The 25,875-nt window shown below is 73.2% G+C and carries 22 protein-coding genes and 2 pseudogenes; 17 read left to right on the top strand and 7 right to left on the bottom strand.

Annotation, left to right across the window (positions count from 1 at the left end):
- The first annotated feature begins 49 nt into the window (after positions 1-49).
- Genes O7595_RS26480 through O7595_RS26465 form a run of 4 tightly spaced genes read left to right on the top strand, consistent with a single transcriptional unit; the run spans position 50 to position 5,706 of the window.
- Positions 50-1,603, top strand: coding sequence for a cobyric acid synthase (locus tag O7595_RS26480; protein WP_269731113.1), 1,554 nt, complete (start codon positions 50-52; stop codon positions 1,601-1,603).
- Positions 1,604-1,641: 38 nt separating this feature from the next.
- Positions 1,642-3,705: a putative cobaltochelatase gene (locus O7595_RS26475; RefSeq protein ID WP_269732630.1), complete on the top strand. Its 2,064-nt coding sequence runs from the start codon at positions 1,642-1,644 to the stop codon at positions 3,703-3,705.
- Entirely contained in the window at positions 3,705-4,313 is a 609-nt protein-coding gene (gene cobO, locus O7595_RS26470; RefSeq protein ID WP_093653081.1) for a cob(I)yrinic acid a,c-diamide adenosyltransferase, read from the top strand. Before O7595_RS26475 ends, cobO begins: the two co-directional genes overlap by 1 nt.
- Before the next feature lie 19 nt (positions 4,314-4,332).
- On the top strand, positions 4,333-5,706 hold the full coding sequence (locus O7595_RS26465; protein WP_269731112.1) for a cobyrinate a,c-diamide synthase: 1,374 nt from the start codon (positions 4,333-4,335) through the stop codon (positions 5,704-5,706).
- Between the two features lie 83 nt (positions 5,707-5,789).
- Here the strand turns inward: O7595_RS26465 and O7595_RS26460 are convergent, their stop codons facing one another.
- The gene (locus O7595_RS26460; RefSeq protein WP_269731111.1) at positions 5,790-6,533 is read right to left on the bottom strand and encodes a ZIP family metal transporter; all 744 of its coding nucleotides are present in this window, start codon (positions 6,531-6,533) and stop codon (positions 5,790-5,792) included.
- Between the two features lie 47 nt (positions 6,534-6,580).
- On the opposite strand from O7595_RS26460, the gene O7595_RS26455 reads away from it, so the two are divergent.
- The 3 genes and pseudogenes from O7595_RS26455 to cobC form a co-directional block, all read left to right on the top strand.
- Positions 6,581-7,105 carry a cobalamin biosynthesis protein gene (locus tag O7595_RS26455; protein WP_443071731.1) on the top strand — a complete coding sequence of 175 codons (525 nt, stop codon included), beginning with the start codon at positions 6,581-6,583 and terminating at the stop codon, positions 7,103-7,105.
- Positions 7,102-7,896, top strand: coding sequence for a sirohydrochlorin chelatase (locus O7595_RS26450; RefSeq protein WP_269731110.1), 795 nt, complete (start codon positions 7,102-7,104; stop codon positions 7,894-7,896). Before O7595_RS26455 ends, O7595_RS26450 begins: the two co-directional genes overlap by 4 nt.
- 14 nt (positions 7,897-7,910) lie before the next feature.
- Positions 7,911-8,942, top strand: a pseudogene (cobC, locus tag O7595_RS26445) (Rv2231c family pyridoxal phosphate-dependent protein CobC); the annotation flags it as partial.
- Positions 8,943-9,084: 142 nt separating this feature from the next.
- Here cobC and O7595_RS26440 read toward each other — a convergent pair.
- Complete coding sequence (locus O7595_RS26440; protein ID WP_269731109.1) at positions 9,085-10,002, bottom strand: SCO1860 family LAETG-anchored protein; 918 nt, start codon at positions 10,000-10,002, stop codon at positions 9,085-9,087.
- 331 nt (positions 10,003-10,333) lie between these two features.
- On the bottom strand, positions 10,334-11,422 hold the full coding sequence (locus tag O7595_RS26435) for an amidohydrolase family protein (protein WP_269731108.1): 1,089 nt from the start codon (positions 11,420-11,422) through the stop codon (positions 10,334-10,336).
- 79 nt (positions 11,423-11,501) lie between these two features.
- Between O7595_RS26435 and O7595_RS26430 the strand changes: the two are divergent.
- From O7595_RS26430 to thpD, 5 genes and pseudogenes are all read left to right on the top strand, one after another.
- Positions 11,502-11,702 (top strand): annotated as a pseudogene (locus tag O7595_RS26430) (alanine--glyoxylate aminotransferase family protein); the annotation flags it as partial.
- 379 nt (positions 11,703-12,081) lie between these two features.
- The gene (ectA, locus tag O7595_RS26425; protein WP_269731107.1) at positions 12,082-12,576 is read left to right on the top strand and encodes a diaminobutyrate acetyltransferase; all 495 of its coding nucleotides are present in this window, start codon (positions 12,082-12,084) and stop codon (positions 12,574-12,576) included.
- Positions 12,577-12,697: 121 nt separating this feature from the next.
- The gene (gene ectB, locus O7595_RS26420; protein WP_269731106.1) at positions 12,698-13,966 is read left to right on the top strand and encodes a diaminobutyrate--2-oxoglutarate transaminase; all 1,269 of its coding nucleotides are present in this window, start codon (positions 12,698-12,700) and stop codon (positions 13,964-13,966) included.
- A gap of 58 nt (positions 13,967-14,024) precedes the next feature.
- Positions 14,025-14,453, top strand: coding sequence for an ectoine synthase (locus tag O7595_RS26415; RefSeq protein ID WP_269731105.1), 429 nt, complete (start codon positions 14,025-14,027; stop codon positions 14,451-14,453).
- 2 nt (positions 14,454-14,455) lie between these two features.
- The gene (gene thpD / locus O7595_RS26410) at positions 14,456-15,346 is read left to right on the top strand and encodes an ectoine hydroxylase (protein WP_269731104.1); all 891 of its coding nucleotides are present in this window, start codon (positions 14,456-14,458) and stop codon (positions 15,344-15,346) included.
- Positions 15,347-15,579: 233 nt separating this feature from the next.
- Here the strand turns inward: thpD and O7595_RS26405 are convergent, their stop codons facing one another.
- Both O7595_RS26405 and O7595_RS26400 read right to left on the bottom strand, forming a co-directional pair.
- Positions 15,580-16,623, bottom strand: coding sequence for an aminotransferase class V-fold PLP-dependent enzyme (locus tag O7595_RS26405; protein ID WP_269731103.1), 1,044 nt, complete (start codon positions 16,621-16,623; stop codon positions 15,580-15,582).
- 201 nt (positions 16,624-16,824) lie between these two features.
- Complete coding sequence (locus tag O7595_RS26400; RefSeq protein ID WP_269731102.1) at positions 16,825-18,357, bottom strand: aldehyde dehydrogenase (NADP(+)); 1,533 nt, start codon at positions 18,355-18,357, stop codon at positions 16,825-16,827.
- Positions 18,358-18,474: 117 nt separating this feature from the next.
- Here O7595_RS26400 and O7595_RS26395 point away from each other — a divergent pair, with 117 nt between their 5' ends.
- The 4 genes from O7595_RS26395 to O7595_RS26380 all read left to right on the top strand — a co-directional run bounded on the left by O7595_RS26395 (position 18,475) and on the right by O7595_RS26380 (position 22,179).
- Positions 18,475-19,245 (top strand): IclR family transcriptional regulator, encoded by a 771-nt coding sequence (locus O7595_RS26395; RefSeq protein ID WP_269731101.1) that lies wholly within the window; start codon positions 18,475-18,477, stop codon positions 19,243-19,245.
- 160 nt (positions 19,246-19,405) lie between these two features.
- Positions 19,406-19,975: a GNAT family N-acetyltransferase gene (locus tag O7595_RS26390; protein WP_269731100.1), complete on the top strand. Its 570-nt coding sequence runs from the start codon at positions 19,406-19,408 to the stop codon at positions 19,973-19,975.
- A 259-nt stretch (positions 19,976-20,234) separates the two neighbouring features.
- Positions 20,235-21,680 (top strand): penicillin-binding transpeptidase domain-containing protein, encoded by a 1,446-nt coding sequence (locus O7595_RS26385; protein ID WP_269731099.1) that lies wholly within the window; start codon positions 20,235-20,237, stop codon positions 21,678-21,680.
- 70 nt (positions 21,681-21,750) lie between these two features.
- Positions 21,751-22,179 carry a hypothetical protein gene (locus O7595_RS26380; protein ID WP_269731098.1) on the top strand — a complete coding sequence of 143 codons (429 nt, stop codon included), beginning with the start codon at positions 21,751-21,753 and terminating at the stop codon, positions 22,177-22,179.
- Here O7595_RS26380 and O7595_RS26375 read toward each other — a convergent pair.
- Complete coding sequence (locus O7595_RS26375) at positions 22,172-23,593, bottom strand: NCS2 family permease (RefSeq protein ID WP_269731097.1); 1,422 nt, start codon at positions 23,591-23,593, stop codon at positions 22,172-22,174. The two genes, O7595_RS26380 and O7595_RS26375, sit on opposite strands and share 8 nt — an antisense overlap.
- A gap of 458 nt (positions 23,594-24,051) precedes the next feature.
- On the opposite strand from O7595_RS26375, the gene O7595_RS26370 reads away from it, so the two are divergent.
- Positions 24,052-25,245 carry a TerD family protein gene (locus O7595_RS26370; protein WP_269731096.1) on the top strand — a complete coding sequence of 398 codons (1,194 nt, stop codon included), beginning with the start codon at positions 24,052-24,054 and terminating at the stop codon, positions 25,243-25,245.
- A gap of 118 nt (positions 25,246-25,363) precedes the next feature.
- Here the strand turns inward: O7595_RS26370 and O7595_RS26365 are convergent, their stop codons facing one another.
- Complete coding sequence (locus O7595_RS26365; RefSeq protein ID WP_269731095.1) at positions 25,364-25,591, bottom strand: hypothetical protein; 228 nt, start codon at positions 25,589-25,591, stop codon at positions 25,364-25,366.
- Between the last annotated feature and the right edge of the window lie 284 nt (positions 25,592-25,875).

Genomic DNA, 25,875 nt, shown 5'->3' with positions numbered 1-25,875 from the left:
GAGAGGTCACAACCCTACCGAAGAGGGCTGCAGAAAGGATGGTCCTCTAATGAGCGGGGGCGGGCTGCTGGTCGCCGGCACCACCTCGGACGCCGGAAAGAGCGTCGTCACGGCGGGGATCTGCCGTTGGCTGGTGCGCCGGGGCGTGAAGGTCGCGCCCTTCAAGGGGCAGAACATGTCCCTCAACTCCTTCGTCACCCGCGAGGGCGCCGAGATCGGCCGGGCGCAGGCCATGCAGGCGCAGGCCGCACGGGTGGAACCCACGGCCCTGATGAACCCGGTGCTGTTGAAGCCCGGCGGCGACCGGTCCAGCCAGGTCGTGCTGATGGGCCGGCCCGTGGGCGAGCTGAGCGCTCGCGGCTACCACGGAGGGCGCCAGAAGGCGCTGTTCGAGCCGGTGATGGACTGCCTGGACGAGTTGCGGAGCACGTACGACGCGGTGATCTGCGAGGGCGCGGGCAGCCCCGCGGAGATCAATCTCCGACGCACGGACATCGTCAACATGGGCATCGCCCGCGCCGCGCGCCTCCCGGTGCTGGTCGTGGGAGACATCGACCGGGGTGGGGTCTTCGCCCAGTTCTTCGGCACGACCGCGCTGCTGACCCCGGAGGACCAGGAGCTGATCGCCGGATACCTCGTCAACAAGTTCCGCGGCGACGTCACGCTGCTCGAGCCGGGGCTGGAGATGCTCCACGGACTCACCGGGCGGCGCACCTTCGGCGTGCTGCCGTACGCGCACGGGCTCGGTATCGACGAGGAGGACGGACTGCGGGTGTCGCTGCGCGGCACCGTGCGCGAGTCGGTGGTGGCGCCGCCGGTCGGCGAGGACGTGCTGCGCGTGGCCGTGTGCGCCGTGCCGCTGATGTCCAACTTCACCGACGTGGACGCGCTGGCCGCCGAGCCGGGAGTGGTCGTGCGCTTCGTCGACCGCCCCGAGGAACTGGCCGATGCCGACCTGGTGATCGTGCCCGGTACCCGCGGCACCGTGCGCGCCCTGGAATGGCTGCGCGAGCGCGGTCTCGCCGGCGCGCTCGCCCGGCGGGCGACGGAGGGCCGGCCCGTGCTCGGCATCTGCGGCGGCTTCCAGGTGCTCGGCGAGCACATCGACGACGAGGTCGAGTCGCGGGCCGGAGCCGTGCCGGGCCTCGGACTGCTGCCGGTCCGGGTGCGCTTCGCCGTGGAGAAGACGCTCGCCCGCCCGTCCGGTGAGGCGCTGGGGCAGCCGGTCGAGGGCTACGAGATCCATCACGGCGTCGCCGAGGTGCTCGACGGCGAGCCGTTCCTCGACGGCTGCCGGGTCGGTGAGGTGTGGGGCACCCACTGGCACGGATCGCTGGAGAGCGACGGATTCCGCCGGGCGTTCCTGCGCGCCGTCGCCGCGGCGTCGGGCCGCCGCTTCGTCCCCGCCCCGGACACCTCCTTCGCCGACCTGCGCGAGGCACAGCTCGACCGCCTCGGCGACCTCGTCGAGGAGCACGCGGACACGGACGCGCTCCTCCGTCTCATCGAGGGCGGCGCGCCCTCGGGTCTGCCGTTCATCCCGCCGGGCGCCCCCGACCTCCCCGGTGCGCCCGCCGCCGGAACCCCTGGAGCCGCACAGTGAGCAACGCACCCCACTACCCCTTCACGGCGGTCGTCGGCATGGACGACCTGCGGCTGGCCCTGCTGCTGAACGCGGTCAGCCCCGCCGTCGGCGGAGTGCTCGTACGCGGGGAGAAGGGCACCGCCAAGTCGACGGCCGTGCGCGCCCTCGCCGCGCTGATGCCCGATGTCGACGTGGTCGCGGGCTGCCGGTTCTCCTGCTCGCCCGGGGCGCCGGACCCGGGCTGCCCGGACGGGCCGCACGAGGCCGCGCCCGCCGCGGCACGCCCGGCCAGGATGGTCGAACTGCCCGTCGGTGCCTCGGAGGACCGGCTCGTCGGCGCGCTCGACATCGAGCGGGCCCTCGCGGACGGGGTGAAGGCGTTCGAGCCCGGTCTGCTCGCCGACGCCCACCGGGGCGTGCTGTACGTCGACGAGGTCAATCTGCTCCACGACCATCTGGTCGACCTGCTGCTGGACGCGGCCGCGATGGGCGCCTCCTACGTCGAGCGCGAGGGTGTGTCCGTACGGCACGCCGCGCGGTTCCTGCTCGTCGGCACGATGAATCCCGAAGAGGGGGAGCTGCGGCCCCAGTTGCTCGACCGCTTCGGGCTGACCGTGGAGGTCGCCGCGTCGCGGGATCCGGAGCAGCGGGTGGAGGTCGTCCGGCGCAGGCTCGCCCACGACGACGACCCCGCGGCCTTCGCGGCCCGCTGGGCGGACGAGGAAGCGGCACTGCGGGAGCGCATCGTGACCGCGCGGATCCTGCTGCCCCGGGTGGAGCTCGGGGACGCGGCGCTACGGCAGATCGCCGCCACCTGCGCGGCGTTCGAGGTGGACGGCATGCGCGCCGACATCGTGATGGCCCGCACCGCGACGGCGCTGGCCGCGTGGGCGGGTCGTACGGCCGTGCGCGAGGAGGACGTGCGGCAGGCCGCGCTCCTCGCACTCCCCCACCGGCGCCGGCGCAACCCGTTCGACGCGCCCGGCCTCGACGAGGACAAACTCGACGAGACGCTGGAGCAGTTCGGCGGGGACGACCGGCCGGACCCGGACACCGACCCCGATCCGGACCCCGACACGGATCCGTCCGGCCCGGACGGCGGCCCCGGCGGCGGAGGGGTCCCGCCGCAGGGCCAGGGGCCCGACTCCGCCCCGCCCGCCGGGCAGCCCGAGCCGTCCGAGTCGCCCGCCGGGCAGCCGGAGCCGTCCGAACCCGCCGGACCGCCCGCCGCGAGCACCGGCGCGGGCGAGCGGGCCGCCGAGCGGGCCGCGGAGCCGTTCCGTACGAAGGTGCTCAGCGTGCCCGGCCTCGGCGAGGGCGCCGCGGGGCGCCGCTCCCGGGCCCGTACCGAGCACGGCAGGACCACCGGAGCGCGCCGACCGCGGGGGACGCTGACCAAGCTGCACCTGGCGGCGACGGTGCGGGCGGCGGCGCCGCACCAGCGGGCCCGAGGCCGCTCCGGACCGGGCCTCGTGGTCCGCCGGGACGATCTGCGGCAGGCCGCCCGCGAGGGCCGCGAGGGCAATCTCGTGCTCTTCGTCGTGGACGCCTCCGGCTCCATGGCGGCCCGCAGGCGCATGAGTTCCGTGAAGGGCGCGGTGCTGTCGCTGCTGCTGGACGCCTACCAGCGCCGGGACAAGGTCGGACTGGTCACCTTCCGGGGCACCGGCGCCGAGGTGGCGCTGCCGCCGACCTCGTCCGTGGACGCCGCCGCCGCACGGCTGGAGGAGCTGCCGACGGGCGGCCGGACACCGCTGGCCGCCGGGCTGCTGAAGGCCCATGACGTCCTGCGGGTGGAGCGGCTGCGCGACCCCTCGCGGCGGCCGCTGCTGGTGGTCGTGACCGACGGACGGGCGACCGGTGCGCGCGGTGGCGACGCCCTGGCGCTCGCGGGGCGCGCGGCCCGGCTGCACTCCGCCGAGGGCACGGCCTCGGTGGTCGTGGACTGCGAGGCGGGCCCGGTGCGACTCGGCCTGGCCGGGAACCTCGCCCGTGACCTCGGCGGCACCGCCGTCACCCTGGACGAGCTGCGCGCCGACAGCATCGCCGGGCTGGTCCGGGACGTACGGGCGGCGACGACGGGAACCGACAGCACGGTCCGCAACAGGAGGGCAGCGTAGTGCCGCAGGGAAAGCCGGACGTGGTTCCGGACGACGGTCTCACCACCCGCCAGCGCCGCAACCGACCGCTGGTGATGGTGCACACGGGAATCGGCAAGGGGAAGTCCACGGCCGCCTTCGGGATGGCGCTGCGCGCCTGGAACCAGGGCTGGCCGGTCGGGGTGTTCCAGTTCGTCAAGTCGGCGAAGTGGAAGGTCGGCGAGGAGAACGCCCTCAAGGTCCTCGGCGCGAGCGGCGAGGGCGGCACCGTCCACTGGCACAAGATGGGCGAGGGCTGGTCCTGGATCCAGCGCCCGACGGCCGAGGGCGAGCAGTCCCACGAGGACAAGGCGCGCGAGGGCTGGGAGCAGGTGAAGCGCGATCTGGCCGCCGGGACGTACAAGTTCTACGTGCTCGACGAGTTCGCGTATCTGCTGCACTGGGGCTGGATCGACACGGCCGAGGTGATCGAGGTGCTGCGCGACCGGCCCGGCACCCAGCACGTCGTGATCACCGGCCGCAACGCCCCGCGGGAGCTGCAGGAGTTCGCCGACCTCGTGACCGACATGTCCAAGGTCAGGCATCCGATGGACGCGGGCCAGAAGGGCCAGCGGGGCATCGAGTGGTAGAGCGATCGGCAGGCAGAACGTGGTAGCACGTCTGGTCGTCGCGGCCCCGGCCTCCGGCAGCGGCAAGACCACCGTCGCGACGGGTCTGATGGCGGCCTTCACGGCCGCCGGACTCGCCGTCTCCCCGCACAAGGTGGGTCCCGACTACATCGACCCCGGCTACCACGCGCTCGCCACCGGGCGACCGGGCCGCAACCTCGACGCGTACATGTGCGGCACGGAGCTGGTCGCCCCGCTGTTCTCGCACGGCGCGCACGGCTGCGACCTGGCCGTCGTCGAGGGCGTGATGGGGCTGTACGACGGGGCCGCGGGGGCCGGCGAGCTGGCCTCCACGGCCCAGGTCGCCAAGCTGCTCGGAGCGCCGGTGGTGCTGGTCGTCGACGCGTCCTCGCAGTCGCGGTCGGTGGCGGCGCTGGTGCACGGATTCGCGTCCTGGGACCCCGGGGTGCGGCTCGGCGGGGTGATCCTCAACAAGGTCGCCACCGATCGCCACGAGGCCCTGCTGCGGGAGGCCCTGGAGGAGTCCGGGGTGCCGGTGCTCGGTGTGCTGCGCCGGGCGCCCGCGGTGGCGACGCCGTCGCGGCACCTGGGACTCGTGCCGGTCGCCGAGCGGCGGAGCGAGGCGGTCGACGCGGTCGCGGCGCAGGCCGAGCAGGTACGCGCGGGCTGCGACCTGGAAGCGCTGCTGGCCCTGGCGCGCAGCGCGCCGCCGCTCACCGGGGGCCCCTGGGAGCCCGGGACGGCACTGGGTTCCCCCGCGGTCCGGGCGCGGGACCGGCGGCCCCTCGTCGCCGTGGCCGGGGGCGCCGCGTTCACCTTCTCGTACGCCGAGCACACGGAGCTGCTGACGGCTGCCGGCGCGGAGGTCGTCGCCTTCGACCCGCTGCACGACGAGGATCTGCCCGCCGGGACGGCCGGCCTGGTCATCGGCGGCGGCTTCCCCGAGGTGTACGCGCCGGAGCTGTCCGCCAACTCCCGTCTGCGCAAGGCGGTAGCGGAGCTGGCCCGCTCGGGGGCGCCCGTCGCCGCCGAGTGCGCCGGGCTGCTGTACCTCGCGCGCTCCCTGGACGGCCGGCCCATGTGCGGGGTGCTGGACGCCGACGCGCGGATGTCGGACCGGCTGACACTGGGCTACCGGGACGCCGTGGCGGTGAGCGACAGCGTCCTGGCCCCGGCAGGGACCCGGATGCGCGGCCACGAGTTCCACCGCACCGTCACGGAGCCGGGCGCGGGGGCGGATCCGGCCTGGGGGCTCCGGCAGCCGGAGCCCCGGGTGGAGGGCTTCGTCCGGGGCGGGGTGCACGCGAGCTATGTGCACACGCACTGGGCGGGCGCGCCGGGCGCGGCACGGCGGTTCGCGGAGAGGTGCGCGGCGTGGGACGCGACGGCATAGGCGCCCTGGGGCGTGTTTCGAGAGCAGCGTCGTCCGCCCCCGACCCGACGGGACTCCCGAAACCCGCCCTGGGCTCCGGCGCGTCACTCCGCCAGGCCCGTCACCAGCCAGATGAACGCCGCGCCCGAGACCGTGCACAGCAGGGTCGACCGGGCCGGGTGCGCGTGGTGGGCCTCCGGGAGGATCTCCGCGGCGGCGAGATAGAGCAACGCGCCGCCGAAGAAGCCGAGATAGCTGCCGAGCGCCTCGGGCGGCATGGTGAACAGCAGGGTCGAGGCCGCGCCGACCACCGGGGCGAGGGCAGCGGCGAAGAGCATGGCGACGGCCTTGCGGCGCTCGTTCCCGTACAGGCTGGTGACGGTGTACGTGTTGAACCCGTCGGCGAAGTCGTGGGTGATGACCGCGAGCGCGACGGTGAGCCCCATCCCACCGCCCGCCTGGAAGGCCGCGCCGATGGCGATGCCGTCCATCAGGCTGTGCAGCACCATGGAGGCGGCGGCGGTCATGCCGACCTGCGGTACGCGGTGGTCGTGGGCGCGCCGGCCGCCGTTGTACGCCCCGTGCGCGGCCTGCCGGCCGGCGAGCAACCGCTCCACCACGTGGGCCAGCAGAAAGCCGCCGACGAACAGCAGCACGGCCCGCGGTACGCCGAAGACCTCCTCGCCCGCGGCCGCCATCGCCTCCGGCAGCAGATCGAGTCCGGCGACACCCAGCATCAACCCCCCGGCGAGGCCGAGCACGAGGTGCCGTCGGTCGGTGACGCGCTGCGCCGCCCAGCCGCCGAACAGCGTCATCAGGAACGCGCCGAGCGCGACGAACACCGCCATGGGTTCTTGCTAGCCGATCCCACCGCCACCCTGCCGGGTGCCACGCCATGACCGGCCGCGCGGGCCGGTTCGTCGTCGGTGTCGGGGCACGCAGGGGCGCGTCCGCGGACGAGGTGCTCGCTCTCGTCCGGGAGGCGCTGCGGGAGGCGCGGGCTCCGGCGGGTTCCGTCGTGGCGGTCGCGACGGTGACGGCCAAGGCGCGCGAACCGGGCATCGCGGCCGCGGCGGCCGCGCTCGGCGTCCCGTTGCGGACGTACGCCGCCGCGGAGCTCGCCCGGGTACCGGTGCCGAACCCGTCCGCGGCGGCGGTCGCGGTGGGCACCCCTTCGGTGGCGGAGGCCGCGGCCCTCGCGGACGGGGGAGAACTCGTGGTGGGCAAACGGAAATCCGGAGGTCGGGGGCGACCCGGCGCGGTGACCTGTGCCATCGTGCGGCTTGCGGATACTTCGAGTCCGGGTCCGGTCCCGCCGTGCGTGGAACCGGTGGCGCCGGACATGATCTCGGACGTGAACGACGGCGGACCGGTCGGCCGGCACCGGCGGCATCGCCACCACCGCAAGGAGAACCTGTGACTTCCCCGCCCGCCCTGCTCATCGCCGCGGACGGCGTCCGGAACGACGCCGGAGCCGCGGCACTGCTGGACCTCGTGGAACACCTGGGCAGCCGCCATCCCGGAATCCCCGTCGCGGCCGGCCTCCTCGGCTCCGGCCGGTGGCCGGTCGAAGAGGCCGTCGGCGAACTCGTGGCCGCGGGGACCGACCGGCTGGCCGCCGTCCCCCTCTCGCTGGTACCGGACCGGTGGAGCGAGGGCGCCCTGTCCACGGCGCTGGACGCGGTCCGCGAGGAACAGCCGGGGCTCACGGTGTCCCTGAGCCGCGCCCTCGGCCCCGACCCGGTGGTGCTCGCGCTGCTGGAGCGGCGGCTCGACGAGGCGCTGGGCGGCGGTGCGCGCTCGCCGCGGGACCGCGCCGACGTGACGGTGCTGCTGGTCGCGCCGGGCTCGGCCGACCCGCAGGCCAACGCCGAGGTGCACCGGGCGGCGCGGCTGCTCTGGGAGGGCCGGGGGTACGCCGGGGTGGAGACTGCGTTCGTCTCGACGGCCGCGCCCGACGTGCCGACGGGGCTCGACCGCTGCGTACGGCTCGGGGCACGCCGGATCGTGGTGCTCCCGTACGCCCTGTTCGAGGGCGGCCCGGTCGAACGGGCCCTGCTGCACACCGAGGGCTGGGCCGAGGCGCACCCGGACACGGAGGTGCGGTCGGCCGGAGTGATCGGCGCTGCCGAGGAGTTGGCCGATCTGGTCGTCGAACGCTACCGGGAGGCCGTGGCCTCGCCGGTCCCGGCTCCCGCGGGACGCCCGTGAACGGCGACTTCCACGATCTGCGGCACCACGGTGACGCGGAGGTGCGCGACGGGCGGCTGACCGACCTCGCGGTCAACGTCCGCACCGGTACCCCGCCGGAGTGGCTGCGGGAGCGCATCGCGGCGTCGCTGACGTCCCTCTCCGCCTACCCCGACGGCCGCGCGGCCCGGGCGGCGGTCGCGGCCCGGCACGGGCTGCCGGTGGAGCGGGTGCTGCTGACGGCCGGGGCGGCGGAGGCGTTCGTGCTGATCGCGCGGGCCCTGCGGGTGAGCCGGCCGGTCGTGGTGCACCCCCAGTTCACGGAGCCCGAGGCTGCCCTGCGGGACGCCGGGCACGACGTGGCGCGCGTGGTGCTGCGCGCGGAGGACGGCTTCCGGCTGGACCCTGCGGCCGTGCCCGAGTCCGCGGACCTCGTCGTCGTCGGCAACCCCACCAACCCCACCTCGGTGCTCCATCCGGCCGGCGAGCTGGCCCGGCTCGCCCGGCCGGGGCGGACCCTGGTCGTCGACGAGGCGTTCATGGACGCGGTGCCCGGCGAGCCGGAAGCCCTCGCGCCGCGGACCGACGTACCCGGGCTGGTCGTACTGCGCAGCCTCACCAAGACCTGGGGGCTCGCGGGGCTGCGGATCGGCTACGTCCTCGCCGAGCCCGGGACGGTCGCCCGTCTCGAACGGGCCCAGCCGCTCTGGCCGGTGGGCACCCCCGCGCTCGCGGCCGCCGAGGCGTGCATGTCGCCGCACGCACTCGCGGAGGCGGCGGAGGCGGCGGAGCGGATCGCGGCGGACCGGGCGCATCTGCTCGCCGGTCTCGCGGAGTTCGACGAGGTACGGGCGGTGCCGGGGGCGACGGGCCCGTTCGTCCTCGTCCGCATGGACCGGGCGGACGAGGTACGCGGACGGCTGCGGGCGCTCGGCTTCGCGGCCCGGCGCGGGGACACGTTTCCGGGGCTGGGCCGTGACTGGCTTCGCCTCGCGGTCCGCGACCGCGCCACGACGAACCGTTTCCTCCAGGCCCTGGACCAGGCGCTGACCCTCGTCGGCGCGTAGGCGCCGCGCCTGCGGACGCGGGCGGGTCCGGGCGGGTGGCCACGCCGAGGGCGTGTGAGGCCGTCCGCCTCGCCCCGGGGACCCACCCGAGGCGCGCGGAGGGGGCCACGGACCCGCCGCCCCAACCGGCAGGGCACGACGGCTACGCGCGGCGGCGGGCCAGGACGACCGCGCCGCCGCCGACCGCGAGGAGAACCACCGAGCCCACCGCGAACCACGGAATCGACGCATCCCCGCCCGTCGCCGCCAGGCCGTCCGTCGCGGGCGGCCTCTCCGCTTCCGCGCCGGTCTGGGGCCTGACGTCGGGCGCCGTCGTGGCGGGCGGTTCGTCGACGGGCTCGCCCGACGGGGTCTCGCAGGTCGCCTCCGCGAGCGTCAGCGTGCCGTCGACCTCGGCGACGTTGAGCTTCAACGGGTTGACGGAGACCTTGAGTTCGAGCGCCGTGGCCGCGGCAGTGCGCGAGGTCGTGCCGGTACGGGACAGGTCGAGGGTGACGACCCCGACGCCGGGCACCTCGACCTCGGTCGTGCCGCCCGTCGTGAGCGTGGTCTTCTTCCCGAGGACCGTGACGGAGCCGAGCAGATCGGAACGGGCGAGCGGCTTCCTCCCCACCTCGCAGACCGCCTCGGCCGTGACCTGCCCGACCTCGACGAGGGAGAGCAGCGGCAGCCCCGGCACGTGCACCTCGGCGTGGGCGAGTTCCACACGACCCTCCGCGCCGTCCCGGTCCGCGGTGGCCTTCGCACTCGCCACCTCGGCCCTCAGCACATTGAACGGCCTGCCCTGGTGGACGCCTTCGAGCTGGACGGCCAGCGCGGTCTTCTCGGCGCTCGCGGGCGCCTGGACCTCGTTGAGGGACGTCTTCAGCGGGACCTGGACGCTCTTGTCGAGCAGCGAGACGTCCAGGCCGGTCCGGAGGACGACCGCGCTCGCGCGTCCGTCTCCGCCGCCCGTCGCCCTGGCCGGGGCGGCGAGCGCCACGGGTCCGACGGCCAGCGCGGCGGCGGCCACGGCGGCCGTCGAGCGGCGTACGGGCATGCGGAAGGTGTTGCTCTTCACGGTGGTGGAACCCCCACGGGAGACACGACGTCGCCGCGCGCCCGCGACAGGGACCCGTACGGGGCGGCGGCGACCGGGAACACCGGAATACTTACGCACCGAGAGTGAACCGTCCGACACCTGGGGTGAGTTCACTCCAAAGTGACGTTTCCGCGCCCGCATTCGATTACCGGGGCACGGACGTTCCCCCCGAGTCCCCCACAGGGCGGGCGCGGCGGGCGCACTCCGGCCGGCCGCGGATGACGCGCACCGCGCGGACGGACCGGCACCGAGGATGGTCAACGAGCCGGCGCCGGCCGCGTCACGGTCCGTCAACCTCCGTCAACCTCCGTCAACCGACGACGCGTCCCCGCATGACCACCGTCCGGGGCGCCGCCAGCACCCGTACGTCCGCCCTCGGGTCGCCGTCGTAGACGACCAGGTCCGCCGGGGCGCCTTCCTCCAGGCCCGGCCGGCCGAGCCAGCTCCGTGCGCGCCAGGCGGTCGCGGAAAGCGCGTCCACCGCCGGGATGCCCGCCTTGACCAGCTCGGCGACCTCGGCGGCGACGAGCCCGTGCGGCAGGCTGCCGCCCGCGTCGGTGCCGACGTAGACGGGGATACCCGCGTCCCAGGCCGAGCGGACGGTGTCGTACCGGCGCTCGTGGAGCCGTCGCATATGGTCCGACCAGCGCGGGAACCTGCTCTCGCCGCCGATCGCGAGCTCCGGGAAGGTGGCGATGTTGACCAGCGTCGGGACGATGGCCACGCCGCGCTCGACGAAGAGCGGGATCAGGTCCTCGGTCAGTCCCGTGGCGTGCTCGATGCAGTCGATGCCCGCCTCGACGAGGTCGCGCAGCGAGTCCTCGGCGAAGCAGTGCGCGGTGACCCGGGCGCCGAGGCGGTGCGCCTCGGCGATGGCCTTCTCGACGGCGCCGCGCGGCCAGCAGGCGGTGAGGTCGCCGACCTCACGGTCGATCCAGTCGCCGACGAGCTTGACCCAGCCGTCGCCGCGCCGGGCCTCCCGGGCCACATAGGCGACGAGGTCCTCGGGCTCGATCTCGTGGGCGTAGTTGCGGATGTAGCGGCGGGTGCGGGCGATGTGCCGGCCCGCGCGGATGATCCTCGGGAGGTCCTCGCGGTCGTCGATCCAGCGGGTGTCCGCGGCGGATCCGGCGTCGCGGATCAGGAGGGTGCCCGCGTCGCGGTCGGTCAGCGCCTGCTTCTCGCTGGTCGCCTCGTCCACCGCGCCGTGCCGGTCGAGCCCGACGTGGCAGTGGGCGTCGACCAGGCCGGGGAGCGCCCAGCCCCGGACGGTACGGACGTCCCCGGCGGCCGGGCGCCGGTACGTGACGCGGCCGCCGACCACCCACAGCTCGTCCCGTACGTCGTCCGGCCCGACGAGCACCCGCCCCTTGACATGCAGCACCGCGTGATCGCTCATGACCAGCACTCTACGAGCCCTGTCCTGCCCCCGACCGGGGACATCACCGAACATCCGTCCGGGCGAAGCGGGCACCTCCGTGACCCATCCGTTCCTGGATCCCACCCCGCTGACCGCCGCGCACTGCGCGGCCATCGAGCGACGGGGCGCCGGGCCCCTCTCCACCGAGGCGGACGTGGTGATCACCCAGGGGGAGGCGCCGCTGCCGCTGGAGGGCTGCGTCCGCGCCGGGGCAGGGCCCGGGGCGGACACGCTGAACGCGGTCACGGATGTCGCCGGGGCCCTCCGCGCGGTCACGAAAACCTGACAGAACTAATTCCCCTCGACTTCTTCTCGATCTCACCGAAATATAAAGAGCGCATTATTGGATGAACGCAGGGAGCTGCTTTATCAGGGGCGGCTCCCTGGATTCGTCTGCCCGCTTTTTCGGACCCTAAACGCATGAGTTCCCCCACGATTCCGAGACCGTTCCACGGACGTGACAAGCGTGTGACAGACACCACACAGGTATCCTTATGTCCAATAACTCCCGGGCAAATGCGGAGAGTTCACCCTGGGCTCGCGCCAGGGCGCGCGCCCGCGCGATAACACACGGATCGAGCCCCGCCAACCCCTCTCCCCGATGCAATTTACGAATTTGCTCGGTAAATTCAATCCGCATGACCACCGCATTGAGCATCGACAGCCCGAGCGTGGAGGACGGAGCCGCCATCTGGCGTATCGCCCGCGACTCCGAGGTCCTGGACCTCAACTCCTCGTACAGCTATTTGCTGTGGTGCCGCGATTTCGCCGCGACCTCCGTGGTGGCCCGCGGCCCGGACGGTGAGCCGATCGCCTTCGTCACCGGCTACGTCCGGCCCGAGCGGCCGGACGTGCTGGTGGTCTGGCAGGTCGCCGTCGACGGGGAGCACCGCGGCCGGGGACTGGCCGGCACGCTCCTCGACGCGCTCACCCACCGGGTCGTCCCGCGCGGCGTCCGCGCGGTCGAGACGACCGTCACTCCGGACAACACCGCCTCGGACCGCCTCTTCACCTCGTACGCGGACCGGCACGGCGCGTCACTGGACCGCGAGGTCCTGTTCGACGGCGGGCTCTTCCCCGACGGGGGACACGAGCCCGAGGTGCTGTACCGCATCGGCCCCATCGGCGACTGAGACCGGTGGACCGGCCGATCCCGGACCCACTTTCCGCGCCGGTCCGGCTCCGGCCCGCCCTGCGCGACCGCAAGACCCGCATCCCAGCTCCGTCCGATCCCCATATCAGGAGTGAAACGCTGTGACCATCACCCCGCCCGCCCTGAGTGTCTTCGAGACCCTGGAGTCGGAGGTGCGCAGCTACTGCCGCGGTTGGCCCGCCGTGTTCGACCGCGCGCAGGGCGCACGCCTCACCGACGAGGACGGCCACACCTACCTGGACTTCTTCGCCGGCGCAGGATCACTCAACTACGGCCACAACAACCCCGTGCTGAAACGCGCGCTGCTGGACTACCTGGAGCGCGACGGCATCACCCACGGCCTGGACATGGCGACGACCGCCAAGCGCGCTTTCCTGGAGACCTTCCAGAACGTCGTGCTGCGGCCGCGTGACCTGCCGTACAAGGTGATGTTCCCCGGCCCGACCGGAACCAACGCCGTCGAGGCGGCGCTGAAGCTGGCCCGGAAGGTGAAGGGCCGTGAGGCGATCGTCTCCTTCACCAACGCCTTCCACGGGATGTCGCTCGGCTCCCTGGCCGTGACCGGCAACGCCTTCAAGCGCGCCGGCGCCGGCGTCCCGCTGGTCCACGGCACCCCGATGCCGTTCGACAACTACCTGGACGGCCAGGTCCAGGACTTCCTCTGGTTCGAGCGGCTGCTCGAGGACCAGGGGTCGGGGCTGAACAAGCCCGCCGCGGTCATCGTCGAGACCGTGCAGGGCGAGGGCGGCATCAACGTCGCCGGCGCCGAGTGGCTGCGCGCGCTGGCCGATCTGTGCCGACGTCAGGACATGCTGCTCATCGTCGACGACATCCAGATGGGCTGCGGCCGCACCGGTGCCTTCTTCTCCTTCGAGGAGGCGGGCATCACCCCGGACATCGTCACCCTGTCGAAGTCCATCAGCGGCTACGGCCTGCCCATGTCGCTCTGCCTCTTCAACCCGGAGCTGGACGTCTGGGAGCCGGGCGAGCACAACGGCACGTTCCGCGGCAACAACCCGGCGTTCGTCACGGCGGCCGCCGCGCTCGGCACGTACTGGGCCGACGGGCAGATGGAGAAGCAGACCATCGCCCGCGGCGAGCAGGTCGAGCAGGCCCTCCTGGGCATCTGCGACGAGAACTCAGCCCTCGGCGCCCGGTACCGCGGCCGCGGTCTGGTCTGGGGTGTGGAGTTCACCGACAAGAGCCGTGCTTCGGCGGTCTGCGCCCGGGCGTTCGAGCTCGGTCTGCTGCTCGAGACCTCGGGGCCGGAGAGCGAGGTGGTGAAGCTGCTGCCGCCGCTCACCGTGACGCCCGACGAGCTGGACGAGGGCCTGCGCACACTGGCCCGTGCCGTCCGCGAGACCGCCTGACGCCGCCCCCGCGGCGGCACACCCGTACGGCGAGGAAAAGAAAGGTTCTGAACACACCGTGATCGTCCGATCGCTCAAGGACATCGAGAACACCGACCGGCACGTCAAGTCGAAGTCCGGCACCTGGGAGAGCAAGCGCATCGTGCTCGCCAAGGAGAAGGTCGGCTTCTCCTTCCACGAGACCGTGCTGTACGCGGGTACGGAGACGTCGATGTGGTACGCGAACCACGTCGAGGCCGTGCTCTGCGTGGAGGGCGAGGCGGAGCTGACGAACGACGAGACCGGTGAGGCGCACTGGATCGAGCCCGGCACGATGTACCTGCTGGACGGCCACGAGCGCCACACGCTGCGTCCCAAGACGGACTTCCGCTGCGTCTGCGTCTTCAACCCGGCCGTCACCGGACGGGAGGACCACGACGAGAACGGCGTCTACCCTCCCCCAGAGCCCGAGGCCTGTGGGGACCCCCAGCTCACCGAGGAGGGCTGACCATGACCACCGCGATCACCGATCTCTACCCGACCCGCGGCGCCACGGAGACGGCCGTCCCCCGCCGGGACCCCGTCGTGTGGTCACCGCCCGGCGCGCCGGGCCCGATCTCCGCGGCCGATCTCCAGGGGTTCGAGCACGACGGCTTCCTCGCGATGCCGGAGCTGCTCACCCCGGCCGAGGTGGACGTCTACCGCGCCGAGCTGGACCGGCTGGTCAACGACCCGCTGATCCGCGCCGACGAGCGCTCGATCGTCGAGCCGAAGTCGCAGTCGGTCCGTTCGGTCTTCGAGGTCCACAGGATCAGCGAGATCTTCGAGGCCCTGGTCCGCGACGAGCGCGTCGTGGGCCGCGCCCGGCAGATCCTCGGCTCGGACGTCTACGTCCACCAGTCGCGGATCAACGTCAAGCCGGGCTTCGGGGCCTCGGGCTTCTACTGGCACTCGGACTTCGAGACCTGGCACGCCGAGGACGGGCTGCCGCACATGCGGACCGTGTCGGTGTCGATCGCCCTCACCGAGAACTACGACACCAACGGCGGGCTGATGATCATGCCCGGCTCGCACAAGACCTTCCTCGGCTGCGCCGGTGAGACGCCCAAGGACAACTACAAGAAGTCGCTGCAGATGCAGGACGCCGGCACCCCGTCGGACGAGGCGCTGACCGCGTTCGCCGACCGGCACGGCATCCGGCTGTTCACGGGCAGGGCCGGCTCGGCGACCTGGTTCGACTGCAACGCGATGCACGGTTCCGGGGACAACATCACCCCGTACGCGCGCAGCAACGTCTTCATCGTGTTCAACAGCGTGGAGAACGCCGCGCGGGAGCCGTTCGCGGCACCGGTGCCGCGCCCGACCTTCATCGGGGCGCGGGACTTCACACCGGTGAGGTGAGCTCGGGGCCGGTTCCGGGGGACGCTCCGGAACACGGCGTCGGAGCGCGGTGGCCGCATCTCGGTGCGGGCGCCGTGAGGTGCGGGCAAGGGGCCGGCCGCTCATGCGGCCGGCCCCTTCCCGTGCCCGGGCCGCGGTCAGCCGCCCGGAGCGACCTTCGGACCGGTCCGGAACGCCGGCGCACCCGGTACGCCGGGCCGGGGCGGGAGCGCCGGGTCGTCGGCCCCGCCGGCTCAGCCCGAGAGCACGTCGAGCGCCCGGTCGACGTCCGCCGCCGAGTTGTAGAGGTGGAAGGAGGCCCGCAGATTGCCGGCGCGGGCCGACACGACGATCCCGGCACGGGCCAGCAGGGGCCGGCGCTCGCCGAGTCCGGGCACGGCGACGATGCCCGAGTCACCGGGTACGGGCTCGTGCCCGAACTCCCTCAGGCCCTCCCGGAACCGGGCCGCGAGCGCGGTGTTGTGGGCGTGGACCGTCGCGATGCCGATCTCCTCCAGCAGCGGCAGGGACCGCGCGGCCGCGTGGTAGGCGAGGTACGAGGGCGGCTCGTCGTAGCGCCGGGCCGAACGCGCGAACTCCTCGACGGGCCCGTACGTGCTGCCCTCGGGATCCTCGGCCGCGAACAGCCCCGCGTGCACCGGGACGAGCGATTCCTGGGCCTCCTCGGTGACGGTGAGGAAGGAGGCGCCGCGCGGGCACATCAGGTACTTGAAGCCGCCCGTGACCGTGTAGTCGTACCGTCCGGCGTCCAACGGCAGCCAGCCGGCGGCCTGGCTGGCGTCCAGCAGGACGCGCGCCCCGTGCGCGGCCGCCGCGGCCCGCACCGCGGGCAGGTCGGCGATCCGGCCATCGGCGGACTGCACCGCGGAGAGGGCCACCAGCGTGGTGCCGGGCCCCACCGCCTCGGCGAGCGAGTCGAGCGGGGCGTACCGCACCTTCAGGTCCCGGGTGGTGAACGGGGTGACCATGGAGCTGAACTCCCCCTCGGGGACGAGGACTTCGGCTCCGGCGGGAAGGGAGGCCGCGATCAGCCCCACATGGACGGCGACGGAGCCGCCCAGCGCCACGCGGTCCGCGGACACGCCCGTCAGTCGCGCGAAGGAGGCCCGGGCCGCCTCGACGACCCCGGTGCTGCCCGAGCCCTCCGGGCGGCCGTCGGCGATCTCCTGAGCGAGCCTTCCGACGGCCTCCACCGAGCGCCTCGGCCACAGACCGCAGCTGGAGGTGTTCAGATACGTCGACGTGGGCGCGAACTCGGCGCCTCCCAGGGTGTCCATGTCTCCGTAGCCTACGGCGAGTCCGGGCGCACCGGCTGATCCGTCCCGCGGCCGGCGGTGAGCCCCGCGGCGAGGCGGTCGACGCACGGCGGGAGGCGCGTCGCTCCCGTCGAACGGGAGCGCCGGTACCCGGCGTTCCCGCCCGCGGGCCGCCGGGATCGGGCGTCCGCCCCCCGCCCGCGCGCACGGTCGGTCACCCGGTCACCCTCGTGGAGCCTCCGGATGCCCGTCGACCCGTCGCGGCAGCCCGAGCGGGTTGTCGTCGCGAAGCTCGGGCGGGAGCAGGGCGGAAGGAGCGGACTGGAAGGTGACGGGCCGCAGCCAGCGCTCGATCGCGGTGGCGCCGACCGAGGTGGAGGTGGACGTGGTGGCCGGGTAGGGGCCGCCGTGGTGCTGGGCGGGGGCGACGGCGACGCCGGTCGGCCAGCCGTCGACGAGGACGCGGCCCGCCAGGGCGGTGAGCGAGGCGAGCAGTTCCGCGGCGGGGCCCCCGGCCTCCTCCTCGGAGACGTGCAGCGTGGCCGTGAGATTGCCCGGCAGCCGGGACAGCACGGCCTCGATCTCGTCCGTGCCCTCATAGCGGGCGACGACCGCGACGGGGCCGAAGCACTCCTCCAGGAGCAGGTCGTGCGGTCCCTCCTCGGTCAACCGCCGCGCCGGCACGGTCAGGAAACCCGCGCTGACGCTGTGGTCGCCGCACGCGCCGGGGGTGACGGGCGACTCGACGCCCTCCAGTGCGGCCCGCTCGCCCACGCCCGCGATGAAGGCGTCCCGCATCCGGTGGTCGAGCATGACCCCGGGATCGGTCTCGCTCACCGCGGCGGTCAGGGACTTCAGCAGCCGGTCGCCCGCGTCGCCGGCGGGGGCGAGGACGAATCCGGGCTTGGTGCAGAACTGCCCCTCCCCCAGGGTCATCGAGCCGGCAAGACCCCTGCCGATGGACTCGGCACGCTCCGCGGCCGCGGCCTCGGTGATCACGACCGGGTTGAGGGAGCCGAGTTCCCCGTGGAAGGGGATCGGCACCGGGCGGGCGGCGGCAGCGTCGAAGAGGGCGCGTCCGCCGCGCACCGAACCGGTGAACCCGGCCGCGGCGACCAGCGGATGGCCCACGAGCTCGACGCCCGCCTCGAAGCCGTGCACCAGCACGACGACGTCCTCGGGCAGTCCGGAGCGCCGGGCCGCCGCGCGCAGCAGTGCCGCGCACAGTTCGGAGGTCGCCGGGTGGTCGGGGTGGGCCTTGACGACCACGGGGCAGCCGGCGGCGAGGGCGCTCGCGGTGTCGCCGCCGGGCACGGAGAAGGCGAGGGGGAAGTTGCTCGCCGCGTAGACGGCGACCACGCCGAGAGGGATCTTCCAGCGGCGCAGGTCGGGCCACGGCGGGGTGCGCGCGGGGTCGGCGCGGTCGATGCGGATGTCCAGGAAGGAGCCCTCGTCGACCACGTCCGCGAAGGCCCGCAACTGGGCGGTGGTCCGGGCGAGTTCACCGGTCAACCGGACGGGACCGAGTGCGGTCTCGGCGTCGGCGGCCTCGATGACGTGCCGCCCCGACTCGTCCAGGAGGTCCGCGGTGGTCCGCAGCAGGGCGGCCCTGGCCCCGCGGTCGCCCAGGGCGGCACGGGCGGCCTCCGCGGAGCGCACCGCGCGGTCGACCTCCTCCGCCGTGGCCTCGACCGCAACCTGCTCGCGCGGCTTCCCGGTTCGGGGGTCCACACTCCAGACTGGTGCTGCTCCCACCGCGGCTTCCTTCCCCGAGTTGTTCGGTATTCTGAACAGGGTTCCCGATGATGAATAGTGGGGTCGTCGGTGACTCTATTTCCGGGCGTTCTGCGCGGTCAAGAAGGGTTGAGGACCATGGCGACTGCCGACCAGGGTGGGGCACAGGTCAAATCCGCGGTGCGGACGGTGGAGCTGCTCGAGTACTTCGCGGGCCGCCCCGGAATGCACTCGCTGGCAGCCGTCCAGGAGGCCGTCGGCTATCCGAAGTCCAGCCTGTACATGCTGCTGCGCACCCTCGTCGAGCTCGGCTGGGTGGAGACTGACGCGACCGGCACCCGCTACGGCATCGGCGTACGGGCCCTGCTCGTCGGCACGTCGTACATCGACGGCGACGAGGTCGTCGCGGCGGCGCGCCCCACCCTGGACCGGCTCTCGGACGACACCGCGGAGACCATCCACCTGGCCCGGCTCGACGGTACGAACGTCGTGTACCTCGCCACCCGCCAGTCGCAGCACTATCTGCGGCCGTTCACCCGCGTCGGCCGCCGGCTGCCCGCGCACTCCACCTCGCTCGGCAAGGCGCTGCTCGCGACCCACAGCGACGAACAGGTGCGGAAGATGCTCCCGGAGACGCTGCCCGCGCTCACCGAGCGGACCGTCACCGACCGCGAGCGGTTGATCGAGGAGCTGCGGCAGGTCCGCGAGCAGGGGTACGCCGTGGACCGGGAGGAGAACACGCTGGGCCTGCGCTGCTTCGGCGTGGCCATCCCCTACCGCACCCCGGCCCGCGACGCGATCAGCTGCTCGGTGCCGGTGGCCCGGCTGACCCCCGCGCACGAGCAGACGATCAAGAACGCGCTGTTCGACGCGCGGGACCGGCTGACGCTCGCCACCCGGCGGCTCTGACGACTCCGTCAGGCCGGGCGCCGGGCTCCTGGCACTTCGGTCAGCGCACCGCGTGGAACCCGGGATCGCACCCCGCCGGAGGACCGGCGGAACGTCCTGGCCACAGCCACACGATCACCACACGCAGGACGGGCCGAGAGCGGCGGAGAGGCAGGTACCGGTGAACACCTCGGACCAGTGGACCGAGTCGAGGTCGGAGGGGTCCGGAGAGGCCGCTCCCCACCCCGCCGGTGCGGAAGGCCCCCTTCGCGGGGCTCGGGCGGAGGTCGTCCTCCGTGAGGTCCGACCCTCCGATCTCGACGTCCTCTTCACGCTGATGCAGGACCCCGAGGCCGGGCGCATGGCCGCGTTCACGGCCGAGGACCCGGGCGACCGGGCCCGGTTCGACGCCCACTGGGAGCGGGTCCTGGGCACGGACGACGTCAACCGCACCGTCCTCGTCGACGGCGCAGTGGCGGGGCACGCCGCCGTGTACGGGCCGCCCGGCGAGCGCGAGGTGACCTACTGGATCGACCGCGCCCTGTGGGGGCGGGGTGTCGCCACGGCCGCGCTGAGCGCCCTGCTGCTGACCGTGCCGGAACGGCCGCTGCACGCCCGCGTGGCCGCCGACAACACGGGTTCCCTGCGGGTGCTGGTCAAGTGCGGTTTCACGGTGACCGGGCGGGACAGCGGCTTCGCCCACGCCAGGGGCGAGGAGACCGAGGAACTGCTCCTGCGGCTCGACGGCTGAGGCCGCAGGCGGCCGTCTCCGGGCCGCCGCCGGGTGCCGGGACTCCCGCGGCCCTCACGGCACGCGGGGCCCGGGCGGACCTCCGCGGACCGGCGCCCGGACGAACCCCTGCGTGCGGGAGGACTCCCGGCAGGCGGACCCCGCGCGCCGGGCGGACTCCCCGGGACGGGTCGTCGCGGCTCCTCGCGAGGATGAGGATCCGGTGAGAAAACCGGCCGATCCGGAACGAAGCTCTCCGTACCGCTCGTCCTTCTGCGGGATGAACAAGACGATCAGGCGCGCCGCGGTCTTCAGCCTGCTCCTGGTGTTCGCCCTGCTGCTGCGGGCGACCTGGGTGCAGGGCTACGAGGCCAAGGCCCTCGCGGACGACAAGCACAACCGGCGGAACACCATCGCGCGGTACGCGCAGCCGCTCGGCGACATCGTGGTGGCCGGCTCCCCGGTCACCGGCTCGCAGCGGACGGAGGGAGGCGATCTGGCGTACGAGCGCACCTACGCGGACGGCGCGCTGTACGCACCCGTCACCGGCTACAGCTCGCAGGCGTACGGGGCCACACAGCTCGAGGGCATCCACGGCGACGTGCTCGACGGCACGGACAACCGGCTGAAGAACCCCCTGGACGCGCTCACCGGCGAGCGGGCCCAGCCGGGGGACGTCCTCACCACCATCGATCCCGCGGTGCAGAAGGCCGGTTTCGCGGCGCTCGGTGACAAGAAGGGCGCCGCGGTCGCCGTCGACCCGAGGACCGGACGGATCCTCGGGGTGGTGAGCACCCCGTCGTACGACCCGTCGAGAATCAGCGGGACCAGGGACGGCGAGGCGTGGCAGCGGCTCACCGGGGACGAGGACCAGCCCCTGGTCAACCGGGCCCTCCGGCAGCCGCTGCCGCCCGGCTCGACCTTCAAGCTCGTGGTCGCCGCCGCAGCGCTGGAGGACGGCCTGTACGCGTCCGTGGACGAGCCGACCGACAGCCCCCAGCCCTACACGCTGCCGCAGACCCGGACGGTGCTGGTCAACGAGAACGCGTCCGCGCCCTGCGAGAACGCCACGATCCGCACCGCACTGCGGTACTCGTGCAACAACGTCTTCGGGAAGATGGCGGAGCAGCTCGGGAAGGAGAAGGTCCGGGCGATGGCGGAGAGGTTCGGCTTCAACGACTCCGAGCAGGACGTCCCCGTGCGTGCCGCGGAGAGTGTGTACCCGACGAAGATGGACGATGCCCAGACGGCGTTGACGGGCATCGGGCAGTTCGAGGTCACAGCCACTCCCCTGCAGATGGCCGTGGTGTCCGCCGCCCTGGCCAACGACGGTCTCCTGGCGTCGCCGCACATGGTGTCCAGGGTGGTGGACGCGGACGGGACCACGCTGCAGGAGTACTCGGACTCCGAGACCGAGCGCATCGTCTCCCCGGAGACGGCCGGGCAGCTGCGCAGCGCGATGGTCACGGTCGTCGAGGACGGCACGGGCGGCAACGCCCGGATCGACGGCGTGGAGGTCGGCGGAAAGACGGGCACGGCCCAGCACGGCGAGAACAACAGCAGGACGCCGTACGCCTGGTTCACCTCGTACGCCGAGGCCGCCGACGGCAGGGAGGTGGCGGTCGCGGTGGTCGTCGAGGACTCCGGGGCGGCCCGCTCCGAGGTGAGCGGCAACGGGCTCGCGGCGCCGGTGGCGGAGAAGATGATGCGGGCGGCGCTGAAGTAGCCCCCCGCGCGCGGCCGGGAGCGGGGCGCACGGTATGCAAGAGTCGTTCACGCGTCAACTTCCCTTGCGCATGGAGGACTTCGTGCAGCCGCTGCCCCGCTCCCTGTCCGGCTGGACCATGGCCGTGTTCGGGCTTCTCGCCGCCGCCATGGGCGTGACGGGGCTGGTCGCCCCGGACGCACTGCTCTCGTTGACGGGCTTCGAGACGGTGCCCGACCCGGCACGGACGGAGGGGGACCACACGGTCGTGTTTCTGACCGCGTCCTCGATGGCCGCGCTCAACATGGGCGTGTACTACGTCCTGGCCGCGCTCTTCGAATGGCGTCCCTTCTTCCGCTGGACGGTCCCGTTCCGCCTGCTGACCTGCACCGTCTTCATCCTGGCCGTGATCGGCGGGCGAGCTCCGGCCGGTTTCCTCGGCGTGGGCCTCTGGGAGGGCCTCGGCGCGCTGGCGACGGGCCTGGCCCTCCGGTACGACGCACGGCGTGCCGCTACCTGAGGCCGATCAGCTGCTCGATCGGGTCGATCGCGAAGTACACGACGAACAGGGCCGCCGTGACCCACAGCAGCGCGTGCACCTCCCTCGCCTTGCCCAGCACCGTCCTGAGGACGACGTAGGCGATGAAACCCGCGCCGATGCCGTTGGTGATGGAGTACGTGAACGGCATCACGGCGATGGTCAGGAACGCGGGGATGGCGATCTCGTACGACAGCCAGTCGATGTACCGCACCTGGGTCATCAGCAGGAAGCCGACCACCACCAGGGCGGGTGCCGCCGCCTGGGCGGGCACCATCGTGGCGAGCGGCGTGAGCAGCAGGGCCAGGCCGAAGAGCGCGCCCGTGACCAGGTTGGCGAAACCCGTGCGGGCGCCCTCGCCGACACCGGCGGCGGACTCGACGTAGGACGTCGCGGAGGAGGCCGAGGCCAGACCGCCCGCGGTCGCGGCCGCGCCGTCGATGAGCAGGATCCGCCCCAGGTTGGGGACGTCGCCCTTCTCGTCGAGCAGCCCGGCCTCGTTGGAGACGCCGACGACGGTGCCCATGGTGTCGAAGAAGTCGCTGAGAACGAGGGTGAACACCAGCAGGACGACGGTGACGGCACTGACCTGCTCGAAGGCCCCGAAGAGGCTGAAGGAGCCCACGAGTCCGAAGTCCGGGAAGGCCACCAGGTCGTCCGGGACGGACGGCACGGTCAGTCCCCAGGCGGGCGGGGCGATGTCGGCGATCGCGTCGACGACGATGGCGACGACGGTCATCGTGACGATGGACAGCAGGATCGCGCCGCGCACCTTCCGGGTCACCAGGGAGACGGTCAGCAGCACACCCAGGCAGAAGACGAGCACCGGCCATCCGGAGAGATGGCCCGTGGCGCCGAGCTGGACGGGCACGGTCCCCGTCTCGCCGGGGATGCGGGTCGCGAAGCCCGCGTCGACGAACCCGACGAAGGCGATGAACATCCCGATGCCGACGCTGATGGCCTGTTTCAGCTGCTGCGGGATGGCGTGCATGATCGCCTCGCGCAGCCCGGTGATGACGAGGACGGAGATGACGATGCCCTCGATCACCACGAGGCCCATCGCGTCGGGCCAGCTCATCAGCGGCGCGATCTGGTAGGCGACGAGGGCGTTGAGGCCGAGGCCGGCCGCGACGGCGATCGGCACGTTGCCGCCGACGCCCATGATCACCGTCATCACGGCGGCCACCAGGGCGGTGACGGTGACCAACTGGGGAGTGGACAGCTGGTTGCCGAACTTGTCCTGGGCGCTGCCGAGGATGATCGGGTTGAGCACGAGGATGTAGGCCATGGTGAAGAACGTGGCGATACCGCCCCGCACTTCGCGGGCGACCGTCGACCCCCGTTCGGAGACGCGGAAGTAGCGGTCGAAGGCGTTCCGCGCTGGTGTTTCCGGCATGGGCTCTCCTCGGCGGGTGACGGTTCCACGCGTGTCGGACGGCTGGATTGTGCCCGCCGGGAGGGCCCTTCAGGTTTTCGCCACGTCACTTGACCACGGCGTTACCCGACTGGACCGCCGGGAGCGGCGGGACCCACCTCCGACGGAGGCCCGGGGGGAGGTCACAGCCGGTCTCCGGCATCGGGGTGACGCCGCGGACGGGTTCGGACCGCCGGCCGCCCTCCCGCTGCTCACGATGCGGGCGCGGCCCTGGCGGGACCGCTGCCGGGTACCTCGCGGGCCGGTGCGGGGCGCCGCGTCGGCCCCGCTGGACCGAAGTCCGGGCGGGCCGTTCATGGCCGAGCCACCGCCGGCCGCACTGAGCGGGGGGAGCCGGAGCACCGGGCCCAGTCCGCCGTCCGTACCGATTCGGCCGAAGGTAAGGGAACGGCAAAGCGACCTCGCTCGTTACCCCAGTCATGACAGCTATGACCCCCGGCTCGAACATCCCCCTGGCCGCCGCCCGCGTGGCGGTGGACGTCGCCGCCCCGGTGCGGCTCGACGTATCGGGCCTGCTGCTCACCGCCGACGGCAAGGTGCGCTCAGACGACGACTTCATCTTCTACAACCAGCCCTCCGGCCCCGGAGTGACGTACCGGTCGGGCGGCGGCTCCGCACCGGACGCGATCGTCGTCGACACCACGGCGGTTCCGGCCGGAATCGAGAGGATCGTCGTCACCGCCAGCCCGGACGCCGCGGGGCAGACCTTCCAGGGCATCGAGCCCACCGCCACGATCCGCGACGCCGACGGCGGCACGGCGCTGGCGACCTTCACCCCGCCGCGTCTGGGCGCGGAGACCGCCCTGGTCGTCGTGGAGATCTACCTGCGGAACGGGGCGTGGAAGGCCCGAGCCGTCGGCCAGGGGTACGCGAACGGGCTGGCCGGCATCGCCACCGACTTCGGCGTCTCGGTCGACGAGGAACCGGCCGCCGCACCCGCTGCGGTGCCCTCCCCGGCCCCCGCCCCGGCGGCGGCCGCACCCCCGGCGCAGGCCCCCGCGGCACCCGCCCCGTCCGCGGCCCCGGCCGGCTCCGGCAAGATCAACCTCGACAAGGGCCGGGTCAGTCTCCAGAAGAACCAGACCGTCTCCCTGGTCAAGGGCGGCCGCCCGCTGCTCTCCCAGGTCAAGATGGGCCTCGGCTGGGAGCCCGCCTACCGCGGCCGGGACATCGACCTGGACGCCTCCGTGATCGCGTACGGCCCGCAGCGCAACCACCTCGACAGCTGCTACTTCGGCAAGCTGTCGATCCTGAACGGCGCGATCAAGCACTCCGGCGACAATCTGACCGGGGAGGGCGCGGGAGACGACGAGGTGATCGTCGTGGACCTGGGCAGGCTCCCCGCCGACGCCACGGGGCTGGTCTTCACGGTGAACTCCTTCTCCGGCCAGAAGTTCACCGAGGTCGCGAAGGCGTACTGCCGGCTGATCGACGCCGCCTCGGGCGAGGAGCTCGTCCGCTTCGACCTCACCAGCGCCGAACCGCAGACCGGGGTGATGATGGCGAAGCTCATCCGCCAGTACTCGGGCGAATGGGAGATGACGGCGATGGGCGAGTTCGTGAAGTCCCGCACGGTCCGGGGCATGGTCAAGCCCGCCGCCCAAGCGCTTTAGGGCGTGCCGCGTCAGGTGGACCGCAAGGCGCCGTACCGACGGCACCGGTCGCACTGATCACGACCGTCGGGCGAAGCCCGGCCGCCGCCGGTGCGGCGGCGGCCCAGGGCCCGCTGCGTCAGAGTTTGGTCAGTTTCGTGAAGGGGCTGAGGATCCTCCCTTGTCGCCCTGAGAAGTCGACGAGGACGGCGTCGGCGCCCTCGATTCCGGTGACTCTTCCGAGTCCGAACTGGTCGTGCGACACCCGGTCTCCGACGTCGAAGTGCTCGATCGGCGGGGCGGGCTGGGTGGGGCGGTGGAAGGGACTGGTGGGCAGGTGACGCCGGGAACCGGCAGATTCAGTCATCGCCTGCAGTATGTGCCCTCCCCCCGCTCCCGGTTCAACCCGCCGCCCACGGCCGGTCCGCGTCCCGACCGGCCTCCAGCAGCGGCACCATCCGGAAAGCCGCGTCCGTCAGTCCGCCGAAGGTGTGCCGGTCGGCGGTGGCTGAGGGGTCTCCGCATGCAGGGCCTCCCGAGATCAAGGACGGCTGCGGTCGGGTTCTCGATGACAACGAAGTGACCGCGGTGCTCTCCTCGCGGGCGTACGACGGGGAAGCGGCAACCGGCGCCCCGCGCGGGCGGGCGCCC

Origin of the sequence: Streptomyces sp. WMMC940 (genome assembly GCF_027460265.1) — a bacterium.
Taxonomy (GTDB): domain Bacteria; phylum Actinomycetota; class Actinomycetes; order Streptomycetales; family Streptomycetaceae; genus Streptomyces.
Note: the sequence above shows the minus strand (reverse complement) of the source record. Positions and strands in the feature narration are given on the sequence as shown.

Bases quoted from the DNA above. Each gene is read 5' to 3' on its own strand.
- O7595_RS26480 (WP_269731113.1), top strand. From the start codon at position 50: ATGAGCGGGGGCGGGCTGCTGGTCGCCGGCACCACCTCGGACGCCGGA.
- O7595_RS26475 (WP_269732630.1), top strand. From the start codon at position 1,642: ATGGACGACCTGCGGCTGGCCCTGCTGCTGAACGCGGTCAGCCCCGCC.
- O7595_RS26460 (WP_269731111.1), bottom strand. From the start codon at position 6,533: ATGGCGGTGTTCGTCGCGCTCGGCGCGTTCCTGATGACGCTGTTCGGC.
- O7595_RS26455 (WP_443071731.1), top strand. From the start codon at position 6,581: ATGACCGGCCGCGCGGGCCGGTTCGTCGTCGGTGTCGGGGCACGCAGG.
- O7595_RS26435 (WP_269731108.1), bottom strand. From the start codon at position 11,422: ATGAGCGATCACGCGGTGCTGCATGTCAAGGGGCGGGTGCTCGTCGGG.
- ectA (WP_269731107.1), top strand. From the start codon at position 12,082: ATGACCACCGCATTGAGCATCGACAGCCCGAGCGTGGAGGACGGAGCC.
- thpD (WP_269731104.1), top strand. From the start codon at position 14,456: ATGACCACCGCGATCACCGATCTCTACCCGACCCGCGGCGCCACGGAG.
- O7595_RS26405 (WP_269731103.1), bottom strand. From the start codon at position 16,623: ATGGACACCCTGGGAGGCGCCGAGTTCGCGCCCACGTCGACGTATCTG.
- O7595_RS26395 (WP_269731101.1), top strand. From the start codon at position 18,475: ATGGCGACTGCCGACCAGGGTGGGGCACAGGTCAAATCCGCGGTGCGG.
- O7595_RS26385 (WP_269731099.1), top strand. From the start codon at position 20,235: ATGAACAAGACGATCAGGCGCGCCGCGGTCTTCAGCCTGCTCCTGGTG.
- O7595_RS26380 (WP_269731098.1), top strand. From the start codon at position 21,751: ATGGAGGACTTCGTGCAGCCGCTGCCCCGCTCCCTGTCCGGCTGGACC.
- O7595_RS26375 (WP_269731097.1), bottom strand. From the start codon at position 23,593: ATGCCGGAAACACCAGCGCGGAACGCCTTCGACCGCTACTTCCGCGTC.
- O7595_RS26370 (WP_269731096.1), top strand. From the start codon at position 24,052: ATGACAGCTATGACCCCCGGCTCGAACATCCCCCTGGCCGCCGCCCGC.
- O7595_RS26365 (WP_269731095.1), bottom strand. From the start codon at position 25,591: ATGACTGAATCTGCCGGTTCCCGGCGTCACCTGCCCACCAGTCCCTTC.